This window comes from Arthrobacter sp. NPDC058097, assembly GCF_042884885.1.
In the GTDB taxonomy this organism is placed as follows: domain Bacteria; phylum Actinomycetota; class Actinomycetes; order Actinomycetales; family Micrococcaceae; genus Arthrobacter.
In genome coordinates, this window is sequence record NZ_JBHVSZ010000002.1 from 534,243 (window position 1) to 556,179 (window position 21,937).

Here is a 21,937-nt window from a genome sequence, read left to right on the forward strand (position 1 = left end):
AGGGGGCGTTCCCAGCCTTGGGAGCGCCCCCTGCTGCTACCCAGTCGGGTCGGACTGGCGCTGCACCGTCTCCCGCGCGGCCAGCCAGCCCAAGGCGGCCGCCAGCAGCACGGCACCTGTCGCGGCGAAGGCCCAGCCGTAGCCAAGCCGGTCCGCCAGGAGCCCGACGAGCACCGGCCCGAGGATCGCACCGATGTCGGACGTCATCTGGAAGGCCGCGAGCACCGGTCCGCCCGAGCGTTCCCGCCCGATCACATCAGCAACCGCCGCCTGCTGCGCCGGGTTGAGCATTCCGGCGCCCACCCCAGCCAGCATCGATGCGACCAGGAACCACCCGAGGTCGTGGGTAAGGCCGATTCCCCCGGTGGCTGAGGCGGTAACCACGAGACCGGCCACCATCATCGGCTTCCTGCCCAGGCTGTCCGCCAGCCTGCCCGAGACGGTCAGGGCGAGGGCGTTCCCGGCAGCGAAGACTGCCAGCGCCCAGCCGGCCGCCCCGGGGCCCGAGCCCAGGGCTGTGACGGCAAACAGCGGCACCGTGGCCATGCGCACGCCGAACGTCGCCCAGCCGTTGGCGAAGCTGGAAAGCATGGCTGCCCGGTAGGCGCTGTCGCGGACGGCCTCGCCGAGTTTCATGGCCGGCGCGCCCGCTGCCTCGCCGCGGGCTGAGCCTGGAACATGGCTGAGCTGCGTCTGCACCACCAGGGCCGCCAGGACGAGGGCGCCGGCGTAGGCCAGGAACGGGACACGCAGGCCGAAGCCGGCCAGCAGGCCGCCGACAATAGGCCCGCAGACGTTGCCGATCAGGAACGCCGACGCGTACGCACCCGATACCCGGCCGCGGCTCTCCGGCGGCGCCAGCCTGATGACCAGTGCCATCGAGGCCACTGTAAACATGACCGACCCCGCGCCGCCCAGCCCGCGGAACACCAGCAGCTGCCAGTAGCTCTGGGCAAAGGCGCAGGCCGCCGTGGACGCCGCCACGATGAGCAGGCCCGCGACGTACACGGGCCGCTCGCCGAGCCTGCCGATGAGGGCACCGCCGGCGGGCGCGAACAGCAGCCGCATGAACGCAAAGATGCTGACGATGACGGCGGCGGCCGTCGCCCCGACGTCGAACGTGGTGGCGAACTGCGGCAGCACGGGGGCCACGAGGCCGAAGCCCAAGGCGATCAGGAAGGCTGCGACGAGCATCACCTTGATGTCACGGGGCAGCGGAGCGCCGTCTGCGCGGCGGACCGCACTGAACCGCGGTTTGCCCGCGGCGTTACGGGGGAGTGGCGTCATGGAGCGGGGAATCCTTGTGAAACAGGCGGGACGGGCGTTTGGGGCGGCTGAAACATAACCGTAACAAGCAGGATATGCACCATTTACGTCAGGGAGGTTGTTGTAACAGACCGGCAATCTAAATCCTCCGCCAGCGAAACACACCGCGGCAAAACTTGATTCAGGACGCAAAAGGCGTTGGGCAGGCGGATCACTCCGCACTATTCGATCAAGAGAGGACGTGCACCATGGAACTTACCGCAGGTCACGTATGGCTCATGGTGGCGGCGGCACTCGTGCTGTTCATGACACCAGGTCTGGCATTTTTCTACGGCGGCATGACGCGCGCCAAGGCTGCACTGAACATGATGATGATGAGCTTCATCTCCATCGGCATGGTCGGCGTGGTGTGGGTGCTCTGGGGCGCATCGATGAGCTCCGGCGAGGGATTCCTGCAGATTGTCGGGAACCCGTTCGCCACGTTCGGCCTCGAGGGCATCACCACCCCTGACGGCCTCATCAAGGTCGGCTACGCGGCCACCTTCGCCATCATCACGGTTGCCCTCATCAGCGGCGCCATCGCAGACCGCGCCAAGTTCGGCGCGTGGAGCGTCTTCGTGCCTGTCTGGGTCACCCTGGTGTACTGCCCCCTCGCCTACATGGTCTGGGGCGGCGGCCTCTTCGGTCCCGAAGGCGCCATCGGCAAGGCCCTCGGCCCAGCGATCGACTTCGCCGGCGGCACCGTGGTCCACATCAACGCCGGTGTGGCAGCGCTGATCCTGGTCCTCATCATCGGCAACCGCAAGGGCTTCGGCAAGGACCCGAACCACCGCCCGCACAACGTTCCGTTCGTCATGCTCGGTGCTGCCATCCTGTGGTTCGGCTGGTTCGGCTTCAACGGCGGCGCAGCCACCACCGCGGAACAGGGCGGCCTGATCTGGATCAACACCCTGGCCGCTCCGGCAGCCGCAATGCTCGGCTGGCTTGTCACCGAACGCATCCGTGACGGCCACCCCACCTCGCTGGGTGCTGCCTCCGGTGTGGTTGCCGGCCTGGTTGCCATCACCCCCGCATGTGCCAACGTCAGCCCGGTGGGTGCCCTGGCCCTCGGCGTTGTCGCCGGTGTGGCCTCCGCCCTCGCCGTCGGCCTGAAGTTCCGCTGGGGCTTCGATGACTCCCTGGACGTCGTCGGTGTGCACCTTGTCTCCGGCATCATCGGCACGGTGGCCCTGGGCTTCATCGCCCTGCCGGCCGACGGCGTCGGCGGCGGCCTGTTCTACGGCGGCGGCTTCGCCCAGCTCTGGGCCCAGCTGGCGGCAGCGGGGATCTCGATCGCCTACTCGGCCGTCCTGACCACGATCATCGCGCTGGCCATCCACAAGACCATGGGCTTCCGGGTCTCCCAGGAACAGGAAGTTGTGGGCGTGGACCTCAGCCTGCACGCAGAAACCGCCTACGAGTTCGGCGTCGGCGGCCACGGCGGCAGCTTCCAGCCCCTGCACGAGCTGATCACCGGCGGGCACACCAGCGGCACGGACGCGGTTCCCGCAGGCAGCGACGGCAAGAAGACAGAAGCAGCAACAGGTAAGGAAAGCGTGGGGGCATGAAACTGATCACAGCAATCGTTCGTCCGGAGAAGCTCGAATCGATCCGCGAAGGCCTGGAGGCCTACGGGGTCCAAGGCCTGACGGTCAGCGCGGCCAGCGGCTACGGCCGGCAGCGCGGCTACACCGAGGTCTACCGCGGCGCCGAGTACAACGTGGACCTGCTGCCCAAGATCCGCGTCGAGGTGCTGGCCACGGACGAACAGGCTGACGACATCCTGGATGTCATCATCGCCAGCTCCAACACGGGCCGGGCCGGCGACGGCAAGGTCTGGACGGTCGATGTTTTCGAAGCAGTGCGGGTGCGGACGGGTGAACGCGGCGTAGCCGCCATCTAGCACCAGCCAACAGCCCAACGCAGCGGAAGGGCCGGTCACCAAAGGGTGACCGGCCCTTCCTGCGTGCGGGACTGGCCGGGGCGGGCAGCCTATGTGGGCGCTGTCGGCCTATTTGGGCACGGGCTGCCTATTTGGGTGCCGGGCCGTCGGAGCCCGCCCGGTATTCCTCCAGCGGAACCTTCCCTTCTGCCCAGGCGGCCAGCACCGGCTCCACGATCCGCCAGCACTCCTCCGCGGTATCACCCCTGACGGACAACAGGGGGTCACCGGTCAGGACGCCTTCAAGGACTTCGCCGTAAGGCAGCAGCTCGGAGGCGTTGAGTTCGGCCACGAGTGCGGCGCGGTCCAGGCTGAAGATGTCTCCGGGGCCGTTCACGTCGACGTCGAGCTCCAGCGTGTCCGGGCCGAAGCCAATGCGGAGCGTGTTGGGGGTGTCAATTCCGGTGAAGCCGGCGGGAAGGTGCGGAACCGGCCGGAAGGTGATCACGGCCTCCTTGCGCCTGTCACCCAGGGCCTTGCCGGAGCGCAGCATGAACGGCACGCCCTTCCAGCGCCAGTTGTCGATGTCCACGTGCACCTCGGCCAGGGTCTCGGTGTTCCGGTCCGGGTCCACCCCCTCCTCCGCAGTGTAATCGGGGACGTCTTTGCCGCTGAGGCTTCCTGCGAGGTAGCGCGCCCGCCGGGTGCTGTCGGTGTAGGGCGGCTTGACGCTGCTGGCCCGCAGGACGGCGGCGATGGCGTCGCGGAGGTCGCGTTCGCCAATGGTGGCCGGGGGCTCGATGGCCAGCAGCGCCATGATCTGCAGCAGGTGGCTCTGGATCATGTCGCGCAGGGCGCCCGCGCCGTCGTAGTAGCGCGCTCGTCCCTCCAGGGCCAGGTCCTCGTCGAAGACGATCTCCACCTTTTCGATGTGGTTCCGGTTCCAGATCGGTTCCAGGAAGGTGTTGGCGAAGCGGAGGCCCAGGATGTTCAGCACGGTGGCCTTGCCGAGGAAGTGGTCCACCCGATGGATGTGGTCTTCGGGGACCAGAGTCCGGAGGAGTTCATTGAGCCGGCGCGCGGACTCGAGGCTGAAGCCGAACGGTTTCTCCATGACCAGCCGGGTTCCGGGCGGCACGTCGTGCGGGTGGAGGACTTCACAGGCTTTCTGGCTGATCTGCGGGGGGAGGGCGAAATACACGGCTACCGGGGCCTCGAGCCGGGCCAGCAGGGCCGCGAGCAGCCCCGGGGCCGTGACGTCGACCTGGTGGTAGCTTGTGGATTCGAGGACCCGCTTCAGTTCCAGCTTGCCCGCCGCGTCGGCGTGGGCCTCGGCGTCAGCGAAAGCAGTGTTCACGCGGTCCAGCCACTGTCCGGGCGTCCAGGCGCTGGAACCCGCCCCGGCGAGCCTCAGCCCGGGGGCCCGGCCCTTCGCCACCAGCCGGGCCAGGCCCGGCAGCAGCAGCCGGCCGGTCAGGTCGCCCGTGGCACCGAGGATGAGCAGGGTTTTGACAGTCGTTTGGCTCGTCACCCTGCCAGCATGCCATCTTGAAGGCGTGTCTTGATACCCTAGATAGTCGAGTCCCGTACATCCACTGAAAGAAGTGCACGGCGCGTGTTCAATTCACTCTCTGACCGGTTGACAGCAACCTTCAAGAATCTTCGCGGCAAGGGCCGCCTCACCGAGGCAGATGTCGACGCCACAGTCCGCGAGATCCGGCGCGCCCTGCTGGATGCCGATGTTGCCGTGCCGGTGGTCCGGGAATTCACCGGGCAGGTCCGTGAGCGCGCGCTGGGCGCCGAGGTCTCCGGGGCCCTGAACCCCAGCCAGCAGATCGTGAAGATCGTCAACGAGGAGCTTGTTGAGATCCTCGGTGGCGAGACGCGGCGCATCCGGATGGCCAAGACCGGCCCCACCATCATCATGCTCGCCGGCCTCCAGGGCGCCGGCAAGACCACCCTGGCCGGAAAGCTCGCCAAGTGGATGAAGGCGCAGGGCCACAGCCCCATCCTCGTCGCCTGTGACCTCCAGCGCCCCAACGCCGTGACGCAGCTCCAGGTCGTGGGCCAGCGCGCCGGTGTTCCCGTCTTCGCGCCGCACCCGGGTGCCACTTCCGAACTGGCCCACCCGGCCGGTGACCCCGTCGCCGTCGCACGCGCCGGCGTTGACGAAGCGCGCCAGAAGCTGCACGACGTCGTCATCGTGGACACCGCCGGCCGCCTCGGCGTCGACGCCGACATGATGGAGCAGGCGCGCCAGATCCGCCGGGCCATCGTCCCCAACGAAGTCCTCTTCGTGATCGACTCCATGATCGGCCAGGACGCCGTCAACACGGCCACCGCGTTCGATGAAGGCGTGAACTTCACCGGCATCGTGCTGTCAAAGCTCGACGGCGATGCCCGCGGCGGTGCCGCGCTGTCCGTTTCGTCGGTCACCGGCAAGCCCGTCATGTTCGCCTCGACCGGCGAAGGCCTGGACGACTTCGAACTGTTCCACCCGGACCGGATGGCCTCGCGCATCCTGGACATGGGTGACGTCCTGTCCCTCATTGAGCAGGCTGAAAAGTCCTGGGACAAGGAAGAAGCCGCCCGGATGGCGAAGAAGTTCGCCGACCAGGAGGACTTCACGCTCGATGACTTCCTCGCGCAGATGCAGCAGATCCGCAAAATGGGCTCCATGAAGAAGATGCTCATGATGATGCCCGGTGCGCAGAACATCCGGCAGCAGCTGGAGCAGTTCGACGAGCGCGAGATCGACCGGGTGGAGGCCATTGTCCGCTCGATGACCCCGCACGAGCGTCTGGCGCCCAAGATCATCAACGGTTCCCGCCGGGCCCGCATTGCCCGCGGTTCGGGTGTGCACGTGTCCGAGGTCAACGGGCTGCTGGAACGCTTCGCCCAGGCCCAGAAGATGATGAAGAAGATGGCCCAGGGCGGCGGCATGCCGGGAATGCCCGGGATGCCCGGCATGGGGGCCGGCGGCGCCCGCAAGGGCGGCAAGAACGCGCCCAAGAAGAAGGCCCGTTCCGGCAATCCTGCCAAGGCGGCACAGGAGCTCCGCGAAGCCGAGGCCAGGCGGGCCGCGGGGGCCAAAGCGGTGCCCACGGGAGCAGCCTTCGGCCAGCAGTCGGGCGATTTCGATCCGTCCCAGCTGAACCTGCCCAAGGGCTTCGACAAGTTCATGGGCGGCAAATAGGGCGCACGGTCATGTCGGCCGGCGCCGATGTCAGACCGCTGCCATAAGGTTGGGTCATGTATAAGCAGCGGGTAGTCTTCGTCCACGGTGCCGGAAATTTCGGCTCCGCGGCGTGGCCGCGCCAGCATGGCATGGCCCTGCAGTACGACGCCCTGTTTCTGCGGCGCCACGGCTTTGACGCCGGGGCAGAACCGCTGGAGACCGATTTCGCCGAGGACGCCCGCATTGTGCTGCGGTCCTTGGCCGACGACGGCCGCGGGGCCGCCGGAGGCCACGTGGTGGCGCACTCGCAGGGCGCGATCGCAGCGATGATGGCCGCCGTCGAGCGCCCGGACCTGGTCTTTTCGCTGACGCTCGTGGAACCGGCCTGCCTGTCGCTCACCGCCGATCTGCCTGCCACCGCCGCGCACCGCGCCCTGATGGAGCCGCTGTTCGAGGTCAGGCACCAGCTCGGCGACGACGACTACGAGCGCGAATTCCTGCGACGCGCCTTCGCCGCGGACACACCGGAGCCCAGTACCCCGGAAGCGAAGCGCGCTGCGCGCCGGCTGCGCCTGCAGGCGCCGCCGTGGCAGGCGCCGCTGCAGATCGTGCCGGGTGTTCCCACCCTGGTGCTCACCGGCGGCTGGGAGCCGCTGTACGAGGAAATCGCCGGCTACCTGCGCGAGACGGGCGCCCTGCACCGCATCGCTGCCGGAGGGCACCGGCCCCACGATTCACCCGAGGGCGACCGCCACATCCGGTCGTTCATCGCCGAGGTCAGCCGGCGGCAGCAGCCCCGGGCCAGCTGACGGAGCTGCCTCTGCTAAAAACGGAGCTGCCTCTGCTAAAAAAGGTACCGGCATCCGTCCGGCCAGCCCCCAATGCCAGCCGGACGGAACCCCCTGGACGGCACCCCGAAGAGCCGTTAGTTGCGTGCCGATTCCGGAAGCCGCAGCTCCGGCAGGTACACCTTGCCGCCCGCAGCGAGAAATTCCTGGCTCTTCTCGCGCATGCCCTCCGCCATTTCTGCGAGGGCGGCTTGCGCTTCGGCTGAGCCGTATTCGTTCCGGATGTCCTGGCTGATCCGCATGGAGCAGAACTTGGGTCCGCACATCGAGCAGAAGTGAGCTGTCTTGGCGGGTTCCGCCGGCAGCGTCTCGTCGTGGAAGGACTCGGCCGTCACCGGGTCCAGCGACAGCGCGAACTGGTCGCGCCACCGGAACTCGAACCGGGCCTTGGACAGCGCATCGTCGCGCTCGTTCGCGCCGGGGTGCCCCTTGGCCAGGTCGGCGGCGTGTGCGGCGATCTTGTACGTGATGACGCCGGTCTTCACGTCGTCCTTGTTGGGCAGGCCCAGGTGTTCCTTCGGGGTGACGTAGCAAAGCATGGCCGTGCCGTAGCGGGCGATTTCGGTGGCGCCGATGGCCGAGGTGATGTGGTCGTAGCCGGGGGCCACGTCCGTGACCAGCGGGCCCAGCGTGTAGAAGGGCGCACCCTTGCAAAGTTCCTGCTGGCGCTCAACGTTTTCACGCACCAGGTGGAACGGGATGTGTCCCGGCCCCTCGACCATGACCTGGACGTCGTACTCCCATGCCCGCTGGGTCAGCTCAGCCAGGGTGTCCAGTTCGGCGAACTGCGCGGCATCGTTGGCGTCCGCCGTCGCACCCGGCCGGAGGCCGTCGCCCAGCGAGAACGCGACGTCGTACTTCGCGAAGATCTCGCAGAGCTCGTCGAAGTGGGTATACAGGAAGTTTTCCTGGTGGTGGGCAAGGCACCAGCCGGCCATGATTGAGCCGCCGCGGGAGACGATGCCGGTGACGCGGTTCGCCGTGAGCGGCACGTACCTCAGCAGCACGCCGGCGTGGATGGTCATGTAGTCCACGCCCTGTTCGCACTGTTCGATGACGGTGTCGCGGAAGATCTCCCAGGTGAGGGCGTTCGCCTCGCCGTTGACCTTTTCCAGGGCCTGGTAGATCGGCACGGTGCCGATCGGCACGGGGGAGTTGCGGATGAGCCACTCACGCGTCGTGTGGATGTCATCGCCCGTGGACAGGTCCATGACGGTGTCTGCCCCCCATTGCGTGGCCCACTGCAGCTTGTCCACCTCCTCCGCGATGGAGCTGGTGACGGCCGAGTTGCCGATGTTGGCGTTGATCTTCACCAGGAACGCTTTGCCGATGATCATGGGCTCGGATTCCGGGTGGTTGATGTTGCTGGGGATGATGGCCCGTCCGGCGGCGAGTTCGCTGCGGACCAGTTCCACATCGCAGTTTTCGCGGAGGGCCACGAAGCGCATTTCGGGGGTAATGACGCCTTGGCGCGCATAGTGCATCTGCGTCACGGTCTTGCCGTCAGTAGCACGGCGGGGCACCGGCCGTGCGCCCTTCCACTCGGCGGAAGCCGCGCCGCGGCGCACGGCTGACTTGCCGTCGTCGAGCAGGTTCCGTTCACGTCCGTCGTACGTCTCCGTGTCTGCGCGTGCCGCAATCCATTCCGAACGGAACGGGGCGAGGCCCACTACCGGGTCGCTGCCCGGACCCGCAGTGCGGTAAACCCTCAGCGGTTCATTCTGCTCGCCGTTCGGTGAAGGCTCCAAGGCGATTTCCGTTACGGGAACCCGCAGGCCGTCGCCTTCCAGGTAGGCCAGTGAATGGGATTTCAGCGACTGCGTGACACCGCCGGCTGCATTGCCGGCCGTTTCACTTTGGGCTGCATCAATTTGGGCAGGGCTCAGCTGTGATTTCTGGGTGCTCAATTTACTGCTCACTTCCTTCGCCGGCATTACCCGGACAGGTTCAACGGTCGCAGGCTGCGCCAGCCTGATCTCAGCCCCTGCAGGGGCCCCCGTGTGGTCGTAAATGAAGCTACCACAGCTGCGCCTTAGGCTGGTGTCATGGCGCACATCATCGAATTCAGCGGACCCGTGCTCACCGCGGCGGATGAGGAACGCCGCGGGCTCTGGTCCGTGGACGGGAAGCTGACGTTCGAACCTCCGGGCCAGCGGGCGGACGCCGTCCTGGACGGCTGGGTCCTGCCGGGTTTCGCCGATGCCCACTGCCACATCGGGCTGGGTCCGGGCGGGGCCGTTGACGACGACGTCGCTTACGAGCAGGCAATGACGGACCGCAACGCCGGCACCCTGCTGGTCCGGGATGCCGGGGTCGCCAGCGACACCCGGTGGCTGCAGCAGCGGGACGACACTCCGCGGATCATCAGGGCCGGCCGGCACGTTGCACGGTCCCGCCGCTACCTGAGGAACTTCGCGGTGGAAGTCGAGCCGGAGGGCCTCGTGGAGGCGGTGCGCAAGCAGGCCCGGGAAGGGGACGGCTGGGTCAAGCTGGTGGGGGACTGGATCGACCGGACCGCCGGCGACCTCGCGCCGTCGTTCCCGGCCGCGGACGTGCGGGACGCCATCCGGGCAGCCCACGACGAGGGGGCCAGGGTCACGGCGCACTGCTTCGGTGAAGACACCCTGGACGACATGCTCGACGCCGGCATCGACTGCATCGAGCATGCGACTGGCCTGCTGCCCAGGCACATCCCCCGGTTTGTCGAGCAGCAGGTGCCGATCGTGCCGACGCTCATCAATATCGCGACCTTCCCGGACATTGCCGCCCAGGCCGAGCCGAAGTTCCCGCGGTACGCTGGGCACATGCGCTCACTGTGGGCGCGCCGTCGTGAGCGCGTCCTGGAGGCCTATGAGGCCGGCGTCGAAATATATGCCGGAACGGATGCCGGCAGTGTGATTCGCCACGGCCGCATCGCAGACGAAATCCTTGAGCTGCACGCCGCCGGACTGCCGGCTGCAGCGGCGCTGGACGCGGCCTGCTGGCGTGCACGCCGCTGGCTGGGCGCCGACGCTCTGGCGGAAGGGGCCGCGGCCGATGTGGTGGTCTGCCAGGAGGACCCGCGCGCCTTGCCGGAGACTATCCGCAGCCTCACGAATGTGGTCCTGCGCGGCAAGATCGTTCATTAGGAATAAATTGAAGCTTCAAGTAATTTAGTAATGTGGAGGCCGCCGAAATCCGGTGGCCCGGACATTCGGGAGTATTCGATGACAACAGCAGACAGCAGCCAGGACTTGCTTCCTGCCAACCTCACCATGGGCACCGTCATGCTCAAGGTGGGCGACATGAAGCTCATGACCGATTACTACCAGCGCGCCCTCGGCCTCGACGTCGTTGCCGAGCAGGACGGCGGCCTCTACCTTGGCCGGCTTAAGACGCCCCTGGTCCACCTCGCTCCCGCTCCGGGCCTCAGCATCCCCGGCCGGGGTGAGGCCGGCCTCTTCCACACGGCACTCCTGTTCGAAGACCAGTCCTCGCTTGCCGCCACGGTTGCCAGCGCGGCCCAGTATGAGCCGCAGGCGTTCGTGGGCAGCGCCGACCATCTGGTGAGTGAGGCGTTCTACTTCACCGATCCGGAGGGCAACGGGATTGAGCTCTACTGGGACCGTCCGCGCGAGGCCTGGTCCTGGGAGGGCAAGAACGTCGTCATGGACAGCCTGGCACTCCCGCCCCAGCGGTATCTTCAGGACCACCTCACGCAGGAGTCCATCGAAGGCCAGCGCGGCACGGACGCAGAGGTGGGGCACGTCCACCTTCAGGTGGGCGACGTGGAGTCAGCCCACGACTTCTACGTCGGCACCCTGGGATTCGAAAAAACAGCGGGCTGGCACGGCCGGGCACTGTTTGTGTCCGCCGGCGGCTACCACCACCACATGGCCATGAATGTCTGGAACAGCCGCGGCGCCGGTCCGCGCCGGGACACCCTGGGCCTCGGCGAGGTCCTCATCGAGGTGCCTTCAGGGGACGACGTCGGCGCCCTCGCCGACCGCCTCAAGGTCGCCGGAGTCGAATCGCACCACACCGGCGCCGAGCTCCGGTTTGAGGATCCGTGGCGCAACCGCCTCCGCGTCGCCGTGCGCTAAGCGTCGCGTGCGATAAACCCGGTGCGCTAAGCCCGGCGACCCAGTTGGGTTAGGCTGACATTCGAAGGGCCCCGGCACCGCCGGGGCATGCACGCCGACGGAATGAGGACGAATCCATGGGCTTCACCGAAGTGTTTGTCGCCACCCACAACGACGCCCTCAAGCGCGCAGAGGCGCTGGAAGGCGGCGCCGCCGCCGGGGACGGCATCCGGATTGCCGGCATCAGCGATTTCGAGATCGAACAGCTCGGCGACCTCGCCGGTGCCGCGGTGCACGCCGCGGGCGCGGACTACGAGCTGGCCATGGTTGACGTGGCCAGCGATTCGCTGCTGGGCGTGCCGGCGGCTATGGTCCGGGCCCTGGCTGAGCTCCTCACGTACGAATCCGAGGGTGAGGGAAACGTTCTGGATGACGTGGCCGAACGCTGGGCTGCCGAGGACGACATGCCGTTTGGTGCGGGGGAAGCCAAGGCCTACGTCCAGCAGCTGGCAGAGCTCGCCGGCACCGTGGATGAAGGCAGCAGGACCGGCCTCTACGTGTGGTCTTCCTAGCGCAGCCCCGTTTTCCTGCCGCCTGCGAGGCTCCGTCCGCATGTCAAGTCGAAATAACGCGGACGATCTGGCACAATAAACAGGTACTCGATCTGCGTGGCCCCTCTCTCCGCGTCTGGATCCTGTCCTTTTCGAACCCCCAAGTACGGCCCGCCCCACGGGTGCAGAACGCGGGTTCAACCCCGTTTCAGAAACAGGAGTGACCACAAAAGTGGCCGTAAAGATTCGCCTTAAGCGCTTCGGTAAGATGCGCGCACCGTACTACCGCATCGTTGTCGCCGACTCGCGCACCAAGCGTGATGGCCGTGCCATCGAAGAGATCGGCAAGTACCACCCCACCGAGGAGCCCTCGTACATCGAGGTCAACTCCGAGCGTGCACAGTACTGGCTGTCCGTCGGCGCGCAGCCGTCGGAGCAGGTCGCCGCGATCCTGAAGATCACCGGTGACTGGCAGAAGTTCAAGGGTCTGCCGGGCCAGGAAGGCACCCTGAAGACCAAGGCCGACAAGGAAGCATTCGTTGCTCCGGAGAAGGGTTCCGTGATCATCCCGGAAGCCATCACCAAGAAGGCCAAGGCATCGGAAGCCCCCGCCGAGGCTGAAGCAGAGACCACCGAGGCTGAGTAAGTTGCTGGCAGAAGCGCTCGAACACCTTGTTCGCGGCATTGTCGACTCCCCTGAGGACGTCAAGGTCAGCGCCAAGAACAACCGCCGCGGGGATACCCTCGAGGTGCGCGTTCACCAGGAAGACCTGGGACGGGTAATCGGACGCCAGGGCCGCACCGCGCGTGCACTGCGCACGGTCGTGGCGGCACTGGCAGATGGCGAGCAGGTCAGGGTCGACGTCGTCGACACCGACCGCCGCCGGTAACGCGCCTGCAACACTTGTCTTAACGTCCGGCCCCTCCACCAGCTAACGGTGGAGGGGCCGGACTCTTTTGGGCCCTGACAGCAGTCAGGATGCCCGCGCTAGTCCTACCCCCGCACCACAAACAGAGGAACACATGCAGCTTCAGGTGGCCCGTATCGGCAAGCCCCACGGAATCCGCGGCGAGGTGACCGTCCAGGTGCTCACCGACGCGCCCGAGGACCGGTTCGTTCCCGGCACCGAGTTCGTGGTGGAACCCGCCTCCGCCGGACCGCTCACCGTGCGCAGCGCCCGCTGGAACAAGGACATCCTCCTGCTCGGTTTCGCGGAGGTGGCTGACCGGAACCGCGCTGAGACCCTGCGGGGCGCCAAACTGTTCATCGAGACCGAAGAGCTCGACGAGGACGACGACGAGGGCTGGTACGAGCACGAGCTCGTCGGCCTCGAGGCCCGGGTCGGTTCGCGGGCGGTGGGTAAGGTGGCCGCCCTGAACACCATGCCGGTGCAGGACCTGCTCGTCGTCGAAACCCCGGACGGCAAGGAAATCCTCATCCCGTTCGTGGAGCAGATCGTCCCCGAGGTGAACATCGAGGAGGGCTACGTCCTGCTCACCCCGCCGGCCGGGCTGTTCGAGATCAACGAGGAAGGCGGCGCGGAGGACCCGGAGACCAGGGGCTCGGACTCCGCTGAGGACGCCGACCTGGATTCCGCCGGGGAAGACGCTGAGCCGGAGGCCAAAGCGTAGATGAGAATCGACGTCGTCAGTATCTTTCCCGAGTACCTGGCACCGCTGGAACTGTCGCTCATCGGCAAGGCCCGCCAGGACGGGCTGCTGGACCTGAATGTGCACGACCTCCGCACCTTCACCACCGACCGCCACCGCACCGTGGACGACACCCCTTACGGCGGCGGCGCCGGCATGGTGATGAAGGCCGAGCCGTGGGCCCAGGCGCTCGAGTCTGTGGCGGCCGCCCGGCCGGACGGCGCGGCGAAGCCCGTCCTGATCGTCCCGTCCCCGGCGGGGGAGCGCTTCAACCAGGCGCTGGCCTACGAGCTTGCCGAGGAAGATCAGCTGGTGTTCGCCTGCGGGCGGTACGAAGGCATCGACGAGCGCGTCATCGAATGGGCCGAGGAGCACTTCACGGTCCGCCCGGTCAGCCTCGGCGACTATGTCCTCAACGGTGGTGAAGTGGCCGTCCTGGCCATGGTGGAAGCCATCGGCCGGCTGCTCCCCGGTGTGGTGGGGAACCCCGAGTCGCTCGTGGAGGAGTCGCACTCGGACGGCCTGCTCGAGTACCCCGTCTACACCAAGCCATCGGTCTGGCGCGAGCGGGAAGTCCCGGCCGTCCTGCTCAGCGGCAACCACGGCAAGATCGCGCAGTGGCGCCGCCACGAACAGTACCGCAGGACGGCGGAACGCCGTCCGGACTTGCTGGAGACGTTCGACGCCGCATCGCTGACCCGCGCGGACCGCACCGCTCTCGCGGATCTGGGGTACGACGTCGTCGACGGTCACCTGAAGCGGCGCCCGGAGGCCTGAGCGGGCCCGGCTAAGGCCGGCGCCGGGCCGAAAGGCTCTTTTCTGGTTCGTTATGGTTGTCGAATTACCAGAACGGACCAGAAATGGGGCATAATTAATCCTTGTGTCTGCTGGGTCCGCACCTGCCACAGGGGGAGCGCAACCAACAGCAGGGCACCCCGGTACCGCCAAATGGTGGCGGAACCGGACCTCAACACTTCGGCGGCGATTCCCGGAAATATTCGGGCTTGGCCGCCGTGACCCAAAGTGGATGACCTGTGGCGTTCACCAGGAGTGGATCAATGCATATCCTCGATTCCGTAGATGCAGCCTCGCTGCGCACTGACGTTCCCGAGTTCCGCGCGGGTGACACCCTCAAGGTTCACGTGAACATCATCGAAGGCAAGAACTCCCGTGTCCAGGTTTTCCAGGGCTTCGTCCTGGGCCGCCAGGGTGACGGCGTCCGCGAAACCTTCACCGTCCGCAAGGTTTCCTTCGGTGTCGGCGTTGAGCGTACCTTCCCGGTGCACTCCCCGATCATCGAAAAGATCGAGGTTGTCACCAAGGGTGACGTCCGCCGCGCCAAGCTTTACTACATGCGTGCACTGCGCGGTAAGGCTGCGAAGATCAAGGAAAAGCGCGACTTCAGCACCGCCAAGTAGGTCCAGCCGGACTTTCACGGCGGGTCCCCACCCCGTGTCCGGCCAGCGCCGGAGCCATCCGCAACAGCGCCACAGGATACGGATCATGGACCAGACAAAACGCCAGCCAGGGAAACCGGGCTGGCGTTTTGCGTTGCTGGCGGTCCTGGCCGCTGTCCTGGTCAGCGGGCTGATCCGCTCCCTGTGGCTGGACGTCTATTACATTCCGTCCGCCTCGATGGAGCCGCTGTTCGACACTGGGGACAGGATCCTGGTGTCCCGCACGGCGTTCCAGTCCGAGCCGATCCGCCGCGGCGACGTCGTCGTGTTCGACGGCCGGGGCTCGTTCGCACCGCTGAACAGCGGCGAAGGACCGCTGCAGGAAGCGGCGGCGGCGGCAGGGCACTGGCTGGGACTGACCGGCAGTGATACCACATATGTAAAGCGGGTCATCGGGCTGCCCGGCGACCACGTGGTCTGTTGCGACGCCGGCAAACGCCTCACAGTCAACGGTCAGCCGCTCCTGGAACCCTACCTGCATGACGGGGATGCAGCGAGCACCCAGAAGTTCGATGTGACCGTGCCGGAGGGCCGGCTGTGGCTGCTCGGTGACCACCGCTCGGTGTCCGCGGACTCCCGCAGCCTGCTGGGGGCACCGGGCGGCGGCATGGTGCGGTCGGACAGGGTGATCGGCAGGCCGGTACAGATTCTCTGGCCGCTTGATAGATTTGCGTCAGTGGCACGTCCGCCGTTGGCGGTCACTACAACAACAAAGGACGGACAGTAGATGCCGGAAATTGATCCCGGGAGCTCCGAACCGCGGCCGGCTGCCGCGCGGCCGGGACGGCATGCCGCCCAAGAGCCAGTTGCCGAGGTTTCCGCCCCCGGTGGGTCCGGGCCCGGGGCGCACGCTCTTGCCGGCCCCCGCCGCCAGGACAAGTCACGTGGCCGCAACCCCTTCCTGCTATGGCTGAAGGAAATCGCCACGGTGGTGGTGATCGCCGTCGTACTGTCCTTCCTGATCAAAACCTTCCTGTTCCGGGCGTTCTATATTCCCTCCGAGTCGATGGTGAACACGCTGGACATCAACGACCGCATCTTCGTGAATCTCCTTGTTCCTGAGCCGTTCGCCCTGGAACGCGGCGATGTGGTGGTGTTCAAGGACACCAAGGGCTGGCTGCCGCCCTCTCCGCAAAAGGCTGACGGGCCGTTCAGCGTTGTGGAGGAAGGGCTGACCTTCGTGGGTCTGCTGCCGGACAACTCCGAGCAGCACCTGGTCAAGCGGGTCATCGGGCTGCCGGGGGACCACGTTGTCTGCTGTGACGCCGGCGGGAAGATCACCGTCAACGGCGCCGCGCTGGATGAGAAGTACGTTAATCCTGCCGAAGTTCCGGCGGTGCGGACCTTCGACGTCGTCGTTCCGCAGGGCAAGGTCTGGGTGATGGGGGACAACCGCAACCACTCGGCGGATTCCCGTGCCCACACCGACACCAACGGCGGCTTCGTGGACATCGCGGACATCGAAGGCAAGGCAGCGGTCATCGCCTGGCCCATGAACCGCTGGGCGGCCCTGGACAACTATCCCGACGTCTTCAAGAATGTGCCCTCGGCAGGTTAGCCATGTCCGTTGCACCCACCCTTGACTACGAGAAACGCTTCCTGCCCCGCGGGGCACGGTTCCTGGCCGGCGTCGACGAGGTAGGCCGCGGTGCCCTGGCGGGGCCGGTGAGCGTGGGAATCGCCGTCGTTGACCTGCGGAACATGGAACTGCTGGCCGACGTACGGGACAGCAAGCTCCTGAAGGCGGCAGACCGGGAACGCCTCGATCCGCTGGTCCGGGCCTGGAGCGTCGCCTCCGCCGTGGGACATGCCAGTGCGCGCGAAATTGACGAACTCGGCATCATGGGCGCCCTCCGGATGGCCGGAAACAGGGCATGGTTCGAGATCCTTGGCGGCGGCATCACACCCGACGTCGTCCTGCTCGACGGAAGCCACAACTGGCTCTCTCCCGCCGTCCAGCCCTCGCTGTTCGACGAAGTCATCACCGACCCCGGCTGCGACGCGCCCGTCCACACCCTGGTCAAGGCCGACATGCAGTGCCTCAGCGTGGCCGCTGCGAGCGTCCTGGCAAAGGTGGAGCGCGACCAGCAGATGCGGGACCTGCACCTTGAGTGTCCGGGCTTCGGCTGGGACGTCAACAAGGGTTACGCCACCGCGGCGCACCGGGAAGCCATCCGCACGCACGGCCCCAGCCCTTACCACCGGGTCAGCTGGAACCTGCTGTCCGAGTAGCGCTGTGCGCGGGTTCCCGCCTCATGGTGCAAGATGGAACCATGAGTGCCGAAGACCTTGAGAACTATGAGACCGATATGGAGCTCCAGCTCTACCGGGAGTACCGCGACGTCGTGGGTCTGTTCAGCTATGTGGTCGAGACCGAGCGGCGCTTCTACCTTGCCAACCACGTGGACCTGCAGGCGCGCAGCGCCGACGGCGAGGTCTACTTCGACCTCACGCTCCAGGACGCCTGGGTCTGGGATGTCTACCGTTCGGCGCGGTTCGTGAAGAGCGTCCGGGTCATCACGTTCAAGGACGTCAACGTCGAGGAACTGCCGCGCAACGAAGAGCTCGCGCTGCCCAAGGACGTCGACCTCGGCAACTGAGGTCACTGCACCTTTCCTCCACACCTGTGTTTCCCACATAGCGAAATAGCCATCTGTTCCGCCTAAGTGCGTCGGCCGCAGTCTTGTTGCGGAGGTGGACATGAAAGCCAAGGACCTGCTGGGCCGGCGTGGGGAAGAACTCGCGGCGGAGTACCTGGAATCGCTGGGGATGCTGATCGTGGAGCGCAACTGGCGCTGCCCCGACGGCGAGATCGACATTGTCGCACTTGACGGGGACGCCCTCGTCATCGCCGAGGTGAAGACGCGGCGTTCGCTCGCCTACGGTCACCCGTTCGAGGCGGTGGGCGCAGACAAGCTCGCCCGGCTGCACCGCCTGGGTTCGGCCTGGTGCCGGGACCACGGACTGCGGTTGCCGCTGCGCCGGGTAGACGTCATCGCCGTGCTGGACGACGGCGTCGGCAAACCCACCGTTGAGCACCTCAAGGAGGTGCTGTAATGGCGCTGGGAAGAGCCTATTCGGTCGCCCTCGTCGGCCTCAACGGCTATATCGTGGAGGTCGAGGCGGACATCGGCCAGACACTGCCGGCCTTTGTGCTTCTGGGCCTGCCGGATGCATCCCTCAATGAAGCCCGCGACCGCATCCGTTCGGCGGCGCAGAACTCCGGCATTCCGCTGAGCCGGCGGAAGATCACTGCAAACCTCATTCCGGCGTCACTGCCCAAGCGCGGTTCCGGCTTTGACCTTGCCATCGCGATGTCGGTGCTGCGCGCCGCGGAGGACATCCAGTCCACGGGGCGCACCGTCTTCATCGCCGAGCTCGGACTGGACGGACGCCTGAGGCCTGTCCGCGGCATCCTGCCGGCCGTGATGTCCGCGGTGCAGGCAGGCTTCAACGACATCGTGGTGGCGCAGCCAAATGCAGCCGAGGCCCAACTCGTCCCCGGCGCCAGGGTCCGCGGCTACCGGACCCTGGCGCGGCTGGTGTTCGATTACGGCGCAGACCCGCAGGAACTTGTCCTCGACTTCGCACCGGAGGACGAACCTGCCACGGCTGAGCCGGTGTCCGTGGACGCGACTGTTCCGGACATGTGTGACGTGTCCGGCCAGGCGGAGGCACGCCGTGCGCTCGAAGTCGCCGCCGCCGGTGCCCACCACCTGCTGCTGACCGGCCCGCCCGGCGCCGGCAAGACCATGCTGGCTGAGCGGCTCCCGGGGCTTTTGCCGGACCTGCGAGACGCCGAGGCGATGGAAGTGACGGCGATCCATTCCCTGTGCCAGCTGCCCACATCGGAGGTGCAGCTGGTGCGGCGGCCGCCCTTCGAGAATCCGCACCACACGGCCACCGCAGCAGCGATCATCGGCGGCGGGTCGGGGCTGCCCCGTCCCGGCGCCGCGTCCCGCGCGCACCGCGGAATCCTCTTCCTTGACGAGGCCCCGGAATACGAACGCAGGGTCCTGGACGCGCTCAGGCAGCCACTGGAGAGCGGTGAGCTCGTCATTCACCGCTCCGCGGGGGCAGCGGCCTACCCCGCCCGGTTCCAGCTGGTGCTGGCGGCCAACCCGTGCCCGTGCGGCAAGGCCTCGGGCAAGGGCATCGAATGCACCTGCACCCCCTTCATGCGACGCCGCTACATGTCGCGCATGTCCGGGCCGCTGCTGGACCGCGTGGACATCCAGCTGCAGGTGGACCGGGTGTCGCTGGCCGACTTTGGCCAGTCCGGGGGAGCGGAGGACACCGCAACTGTCGGTGCCCGCGTCCTCGCTGCCCGGGCCCGCCAGCTGCAACGGCTACAGCCCCTGGGCATGGAGACAAACTCCCAGGTGCCCGGGCGAATCCTGCGCAGCGAGCTGAGGCTGCCGGGCGCCACCACCCGGATCCTTGACCACGCGCTGGAACGCGGCGTGCTCACGGCCCGGGGCTACGACCGTGTTCTCCGCCTCGCCTGGACTTTGGCCGACCTCTGCGGCCGGGAGCAGCCGGACGGGAACGACATCGGACAGGCCCTGAGCCTCCGCCAGACCGCTTCGGCAGCGGCGTGAAAGGAACCCACATGAAGAACGAGAGACTTGCCCGTGCCGCGCTGTCCAGGCTGATGGAGCCGCAGGACGTCGCAGGCCTGGCCCTGGTGCAGGTCGCCGGGGCTGAGGACGCGTTGCTGATAGCCACCGGCCAGCTGAGCTACGGGCCGGGGCTGGAACAGGACATCACCGGGCTGCTGGCAGAGCACAGTGCCGTCACTTCCTGGGCCGGCCTGGGTGCCGCCTTGAAGCGTTGGGCTCCGAGGATTGGCGACCTCGCCCCTGAGCGTGACCTGGCCACCATGCAGCGACTGGGTGGCCGGATGATCATCCCGGCGGATGGTCTGTGGCCGCGGCAACTGGACGATCTTGGCCTGCACCAGCCCATCTGTCTGTGGTGGCGGGGCGTTGAACTCGAACTCCCGCCTGCAGCCAGGGCTGTGGCCCTCGTGGGTTCGCGGGACAGCACCAGCTATGGCGCGTCAGTTACGGGTGATCTTGCTTATTCGCTGGCACAGAAGGGGTTCACGGTGGTGTCAGGCGGCGCGTACGGGATTGATGCCCACGCTCACCGGGCAGCCCTGGCAGGGGGCACAGATGCCATGCCGACCATCGCCGTGATGGCCGGTGGCGTGGACCGCTTCTATCCCTCCGGGAACGAGGATCTCCTGCGCGCCGTGGCCAACCAGGGTGCCGTGCTCGCCGAGGTTCCGCCAGGTTCGGCTCCCACCCGGTACAGGTTCCTCCAGCGGAACCGACTGATCGCTGCGCTCGCGTCCGTGACTGTTGTGGTGGAGGCCAGATGGCGGTCAGGAGCCCTGAACACCGCCCATCACGCGGAAACCCTGGGCCGTGCGGTGGGCGCCGTCCCTGGCTCGGTCCACAGCGCCAACTCCGCCGGCTGCCACCGGCTCCTGCGCGACGGCGGCGCCGTCTGCGTCACGGATGCCGGGGAGGTCGCCGAGCTTGCTTCGCCGAGCGGCCAGTCCTTGCCCGATGAGAAGCACGGTCCGTCCGCCGATCATGACGGCCTGACACTCGAGGACCTGATCCTGCTGGACGCCCTGCCACTGCGGTCCGCCAGCTCCGTCGAGAAACTCTGCAGCGTGGCCGGCCTGGGCGCCGAATCGGTCCGCGCGGGCCTTGGCAGGCTGGCGCTGCTGGGACTTGCTGTCTCCGAGAAAGGAGGCTGGAAGCGCACCAAGCAATCGACCTGAGGGTCGGCCGCCCGGCGACGTCCCCCTCGCCGGGCGGCTCTCCATGCTGTTCCATCAGTGGCCCGTGCCGTTTCATCACCAGCGCGCCGTTCCCTGATTCTGTGCCAATTGCTGGGACAGTGGGGGAGTGGAGAAACAGGAACTGCCGCCCGCCCTCGCCAGGGCGGTCACGGGATTCGGACGGTACCTGACGGGCGAGCGGGCCCGGTCCGAAAACACCCTTCGCGCCTATCTGTCGGACCTCTCCAGCCTGCTGGGCTACGCGGCCAGTGAAGGCGTTACCGACCCTGCGGGGCTGGAACTCGGCACCCTCCGGCGCTGGCTGGGCAGCCAGAGCGAGGCCGGCGCGTCCCGTTCCACCCTTGCCCGCCGGGCCGCGACGGCGCGTAGCTTCACCGCCTGGGCCCTCCGGGAAGAACTGATCGAAACCGATCCCGCCCTGCGGCTGCAGGCCCCCAAGCGCGACAGCTCGCTGCCGGGCGTGTTGCAGCAGCAGCAGCTCGCCCGTCTGCTGGCCGACCTCGACGAGGCGGCCAAGGACGGCGATCCGATGGCCCTGCGCAACCGGGCCATGGTTGAGCTGCTCTACGCCACCGGTGTCCGCGTCGGCGAGCTGGCGGGCCTGGACGTCGACGACCTCGACCCGGACCGCAGGACCCTGCGGGTGCTCGGCAAAGGCAACAAGGAGCGGACGGTGCCCTACGGGCTCCCGGCAGCGCTCGCCGTCGACGACTGGCTGCGCCGGGGGCGGGGAAGGCTCGCCGCCGCGGACAGCGGACCGGCCCTGTTCCTTGGCACGCGGGGCCACCGCGTGGACCAGCGCCAGGTCCGCAGCGTGGTGAAGGGACTGTTCGAGGCACTGGGCGATACCTCCGCTACCGGCCCGCACGCCCTGCGGCATACGGCGGCCACGCATCTGCTCGACGGCGGTGCCGACCTCCGGGCGGTCCAGGAAATTCTCGGGCACAGCAGCCTCGCCACCACCCAGATCTACACACACGTTTCCGTTGACCGTCTGCGGAAGAGCTACCAGCAGGCGCACCCGCGCGCCTAGCCCCTTTCTTTAGGCGCGTCTTCTACACCACGCCGAATTGCACTGGCGTAATTAGACGGCGTACGGCACAATAAGATCCAAGTTCGGCAACTTTCAAGTTGTGCTTGAAGCACTGTCTCCATGCGCCCTTGTCAGCCCGGCAAGTAATTTCATA

Annotated in this window: 23 protein-coding genes and 1 riboswitch; of the genes, 20 read left to right on the plus strand and 3 right to left on the minus strand. The window is 67.2% G+C overall.

The window, feature by feature from the left end; all coding sequences use genetic code 11:
• Positions 1-36: 36 nt before the first annotated feature.
• On the minus strand, positions 37-1,287 hold the full coding sequence (locus tag ACFVTE_RS06350) for an MFS transporter (RefSeq protein ID WP_387098268.1): 1,251 nt from the start codon (positions 1,285-1,287) through the stop codon (positions 37-39).
• A 227-nt stretch (positions 1,288-1,514) separates the two neighbouring features.
• On the opposite strand from ACFVTE_RS06350, the gene ACFVTE_RS06355 reads away from it, so the two are divergent.
• Both ACFVTE_RS06355 and ACFVTE_RS06360 read left to right on the plus strand, forming a co-directional pair.
• Positions 1,515-2,873 carry an ammonium transporter gene (locus ACFVTE_RS06355; RefSeq protein ID WP_387098270.1) on the plus strand — a complete coding sequence of 453 codons (1,359 nt, stop codon included), beginning with the start codon at positions 1,515-1,517 and terminating at the stop codon, positions 2,871-2,873.
• Positions 2,870-3,208, plus strand: a complete 339-nt coding sequence (locus ACFVTE_RS06360; RefSeq protein WP_003806050.1) for a P-II family nitrogen regulator — start codon at positions 2,870-2,872, stop codon at positions 3,206-3,208. Before ACFVTE_RS06355 ends, ACFVTE_RS06360 begins: the two co-directional genes overlap by 4 nt.
• Before the next feature lie 127 nt (positions 3,209-3,335).
• Here the strand turns inward: ACFVTE_RS06360 and ACFVTE_RS06365 are convergent, their stop codons facing one another.
• A complete protein-coding gene (locus ACFVTE_RS06365) occupies positions 3,336-4,718 on the minus strand; it encodes a glucose-6-phosphate dehydrogenase (protein ID WP_387098272.1) in 1,383 nt (460 codons plus the stop codon).
• A gap of 84 nt (positions 4,719-4,802) precedes the next feature.
• Here ACFVTE_RS06365 and ffh point away from each other — a divergent pair, with 84 nt between their 5' ends.
• Both ffh and ACFVTE_RS06375 read left to right on the plus strand, forming a co-directional pair.
• Complete coding sequence (ffh, locus tag ACFVTE_RS06370; protein ID WP_387098274.1) at positions 4,803-6,383, plus strand: signal recognition particle protein; 1,581 nt, start codon at positions 4,803-4,805, stop codon at positions 6,381-6,383.
• A gap of 56 nt (positions 6,384-6,439) precedes the next feature.
• Complete coding sequence (locus ACFVTE_RS06375; RefSeq protein WP_387098276.1) at positions 6,440-7,174, plus strand: alpha/beta fold hydrolase; 735 nt, start codon at positions 6,440-6,442, stop codon at positions 7,172-7,174.
• 116 nt (positions 7,175-7,290) lie between these two features.
• Here the strand turns inward: ACFVTE_RS06375 and thiC are convergent, their stop codons facing one another.
• Complete coding sequence (gene thiC / locus ACFVTE_RS06380) at positions 7,291-9,120, minus strand: phosphomethylpyrimidine synthase ThiC (RefSeq protein WP_387098278.1); 1,830 nt, start codon at positions 9,118-9,120, stop codon at positions 7,291-7,293.
• Positions 9,116-9,223, minus strand: a riboswitch (TPP riboswitch). (Overlaps the previous gene by 5 nt.)
• A 35-nt stretch (positions 9,224-9,258) precedes the next feature.
• On the opposite strand from thiC, the gene ACFVTE_RS06385 reads away from it, so the two are divergent.
• From ACFVTE_RS06385 to ACFVTE_RS06460, 16 genes are all read left to right on the plus strand, one after another.
• Positions 9,259-10,341: an amidohydrolase family protein gene (locus ACFVTE_RS06385; protein ID WP_387098280.1), complete on the plus strand. Its 1,083-nt coding sequence runs from the start codon at positions 9,259-9,261 to the stop codon at positions 10,339-10,341.
• Between the two features lie 78 nt (positions 10,342-10,419).
• On the plus strand, positions 10,420-11,295 hold the full coding sequence (locus tag ACFVTE_RS06390) for a VOC family protein (protein ID WP_387098282.1): 876 nt from the start codon (positions 10,420-10,422) through the stop codon (positions 11,293-11,295).
• A gap of 116 nt (positions 11,296-11,411) precedes the next feature.
• Positions 11,412-11,846 carry a hypothetical protein gene (locus ACFVTE_RS06395; RefSeq protein ID WP_387098284.1) on the plus strand — a complete coding sequence of 145 codons (435 nt, stop codon included), beginning with the start codon at positions 11,412-11,414 and terminating at the stop codon, positions 11,844-11,846.
• Positions 11,847-12,057: 211 nt separating this feature from the next.
• The gene (gene rpsP, locus ACFVTE_RS06400) at positions 12,058-12,471 is read left to right on the plus strand and encodes a 30S ribosomal protein S16 (protein ID WP_102972220.1); all 414 of its coding nucleotides are present in this window, start codon (positions 12,058-12,060) and stop codon (positions 12,469-12,471) included.
• Between the two features lies 1 nt (position 12,472).
• Entirely contained in the window at positions 12,473-12,715 is a 243-nt protein-coding gene (locus ACFVTE_RS06405) for an RNA-binding protein (RefSeq protein WP_076802241.1), read from the plus strand.
• Between the two features lie 133 nt (positions 12,716-12,848).
• Positions 12,849-13,457 carry a ribosome maturation factor RimM gene (gene rimM / locus ACFVTE_RS06410; RefSeq protein WP_387098287.1) on the plus strand — a complete coding sequence of 203 codons (609 nt, stop codon included), beginning with the start codon at positions 12,849-12,851 and terminating at the stop codon, positions 13,455-13,457.
• A complete protein-coding gene (gene trmD / locus ACFVTE_RS06415; protein ID WP_387098289.1) occupies positions 13,458-14,252 on the plus strand; it encodes a tRNA (guanosine(37)-N1)-methyltransferase TrmD in 795 nt (264 codons plus the stop codon).
• Positions 14,253-14,533: 281 nt separating this feature from the next.
• Positions 14,534-14,893 (plus strand): 50S ribosomal protein L19, encoded by a 360-nt coding sequence (rplS, locus tag ACFVTE_RS06420; RefSeq protein WP_009359303.1) that lies wholly within the window; start codon positions 14,534-14,536, stop codon positions 14,891-14,893.
• A gap of 85 nt (positions 14,894-14,978) precedes the next feature.
• Positions 14,979-15,659, plus strand: coding sequence for a signal peptidase I (gene lepB, locus ACFVTE_RS06425; RefSeq protein WP_387098291.1), 681 nt, complete (start codon positions 14,979-14,981; stop codon positions 15,657-15,659).
• The gene (gene lepB / locus ACFVTE_RS06430; RefSeq protein ID WP_387098293.1) at positions 15,660-16,490 is read left to right on the plus strand and encodes a signal peptidase I; all 831 of its coding nucleotides are present in this window, start codon (positions 15,660-15,662) and stop codon (positions 16,488-16,490) included. It abuts the gene before it with no gap.
• A gap of 2 nt (positions 16,491-16,492) precedes the next feature.
• Complete coding sequence (locus ACFVTE_RS06435; RefSeq protein ID WP_387098295.1) at positions 16,493-17,164, plus strand: ribonuclease HII; 672 nt, start codon at positions 16,493-16,495, stop codon at positions 17,162-17,164.
• 41 nt (positions 17,165-17,205) lie between these two features.
• Complete coding sequence (locus ACFVTE_RS06440) at positions 17,206-17,532, plus strand: DUF2469 domain-containing protein (RefSeq protein ID WP_003806068.1); 327 nt, start codon at positions 17,206-17,208, stop codon at positions 17,530-17,532.
• Between the two features lie 100 nt (positions 17,533-17,632).
• Positions 17,633-17,989 carry a YraN family protein gene (locus ACFVTE_RS06445; RefSeq protein WP_387098297.1) on the plus strand — a complete coding sequence of 119 codons (357 nt, stop codon included), beginning with the start codon at positions 17,633-17,635 and terminating at the stop codon, positions 17,987-17,989.
• Positions 17,989-19,533: a YifB family Mg chelatase-like AAA ATPase gene (locus ACFVTE_RS06450; protein ID WP_387098299.1), complete on the plus strand. Its 1,545-nt coding sequence runs from the start codon at positions 17,989-17,991 to the stop codon at positions 19,531-19,533. The genes ACFVTE_RS06445 and ACFVTE_RS06450 overlap by 1 nt, the downstream gene beginning before the upstream one ends.
• Positions 19,534-19,544: 11 nt before the next feature.
• Positions 19,545-20,729 (plus strand): DNA-processing protein DprA, encoded by a 1,185-nt coding sequence (gene dprA, locus ACFVTE_RS06455; RefSeq protein WP_387098301.1) that lies wholly within the window; start codon positions 19,545-19,547, stop codon positions 20,727-20,729.
• 127 nt (positions 20,730-20,856) lie between these two features.
• A complete protein-coding gene (locus ACFVTE_RS06460; protein WP_387098303.1) occupies positions 20,857-21,783 on the plus strand; it encodes a tyrosine recombinase XerC in 927 nt (308 codons plus the stop codon).
• Positions 21,784-21,937: the final 154 nt, after the last annotated feature.

Bases quoted from the DNA above. Each gene is read 5' to 3' on its own strand.
- ACFVTE_RS06350 (WP_387098268.1), bottom strand. From the start codon at position 1,287: ATGACGCCACTCCCCCGTAACGCCGCGGGCAAACCGCGGTTCAGTGCG.
- ACFVTE_RS06355 (WP_387098270.1), top strand. From the start codon at position 1,515: ATGGAACTTACCGCAGGTCACGTATGGCTCATGGTGGCGGCGGCACTC.
- ACFVTE_RS06360 (WP_003806050.1), top strand. From the start codon at position 2,870: ATGAAACTGATCACAGCAATCGTTCGTCCGGAGAAGCTCGAATCGATC.
- ACFVTE_RS06375 (WP_387098276.1), top strand. From the start codon at position 6,440: ATGTATAAGCAGCGGGTAGTCTTCGTCCACGGTGCCGGAAATTTCGGC.
- ACFVTE_RS06385 (WP_387098280.1), top strand. From the start codon at position 9,259: ATGGCGCACATCATCGAATTCAGCGGACCCGTGCTCACCGCGGCGGAT.
- ACFVTE_RS06390 (WP_387098282.1), top strand. From the start codon at position 10,420: ATGACAACAGCAGACAGCAGCCAGGACTTGCTTCCTGCCAACCTCACC.
- ACFVTE_RS06395 (WP_387098284.1), top strand. From the start codon at position 11,412: ATGGGCTTCACCGAAGTGTTTGTCGCCACCCACAACGACGCCCTCAAG.
- rimM (WP_387098287.1), top strand. From the start codon at position 12,849: ATGCAGCTTCAGGTGGCCCGTATCGGCAAGCCCCACGGAATCCGCGGC.
- trmD (WP_387098289.1), top strand. From the start codon at position 13,458: ATGAGAATCGACGTCGTCAGTATCTTTCCCGAGTACCTGGCACCGCTG.
- rplS (WP_009359303.1), top strand. From the start codon at position 14,534: ATGCATATCCTCGATTCCGTAGATGCAGCCTCGCTGCGCACTGACGTT.
- lepB (WP_387098291.1), top strand. From the start codon at position 14,979: ATGGACCAGACAAAACGCCAGCCAGGGAAACCGGGCTGGCGTTTTGCG.
- lepB (WP_387098293.1), top strand. From the start codon at position 15,660: ATGCCGGAAATTGATCCCGGGAGCTCCGAACCGCGGCCGGCTGCCGCG.
- ACFVTE_RS06435 (WP_387098295.1), top strand. From the start codon at position 16,493: ATGTCCGTTGCACCCACCCTTGACTACGAGAAACGCTTCCTGCCCCGC.
- ACFVTE_RS06440 (WP_003806068.1), top strand. From the start codon at position 17,206: ATGAGTGCCGAAGACCTTGAGAACTATGAGACCGATATGGAGCTCCAG.
- ACFVTE_RS06445 (WP_387098297.1), top strand. From the start codon at position 17,633: ATGAAAGCCAAGGACCTGCTGGGCCGGCGTGGGGAAGAACTCGCGGCG.
- ACFVTE_RS06450 (WP_387098299.1), top strand. From the start codon at position 17,989: ATGGCGCTGGGAAGAGCCTATTCGGTCGCCCTCGTCGGCCTCAACGGC.
- dprA (WP_387098301.1), top strand. From the start codon at position 19,545: ATGAAGAACGAGAGACTTGCCCGTGCCGCGCTGTCCAGGCTGATGGAG.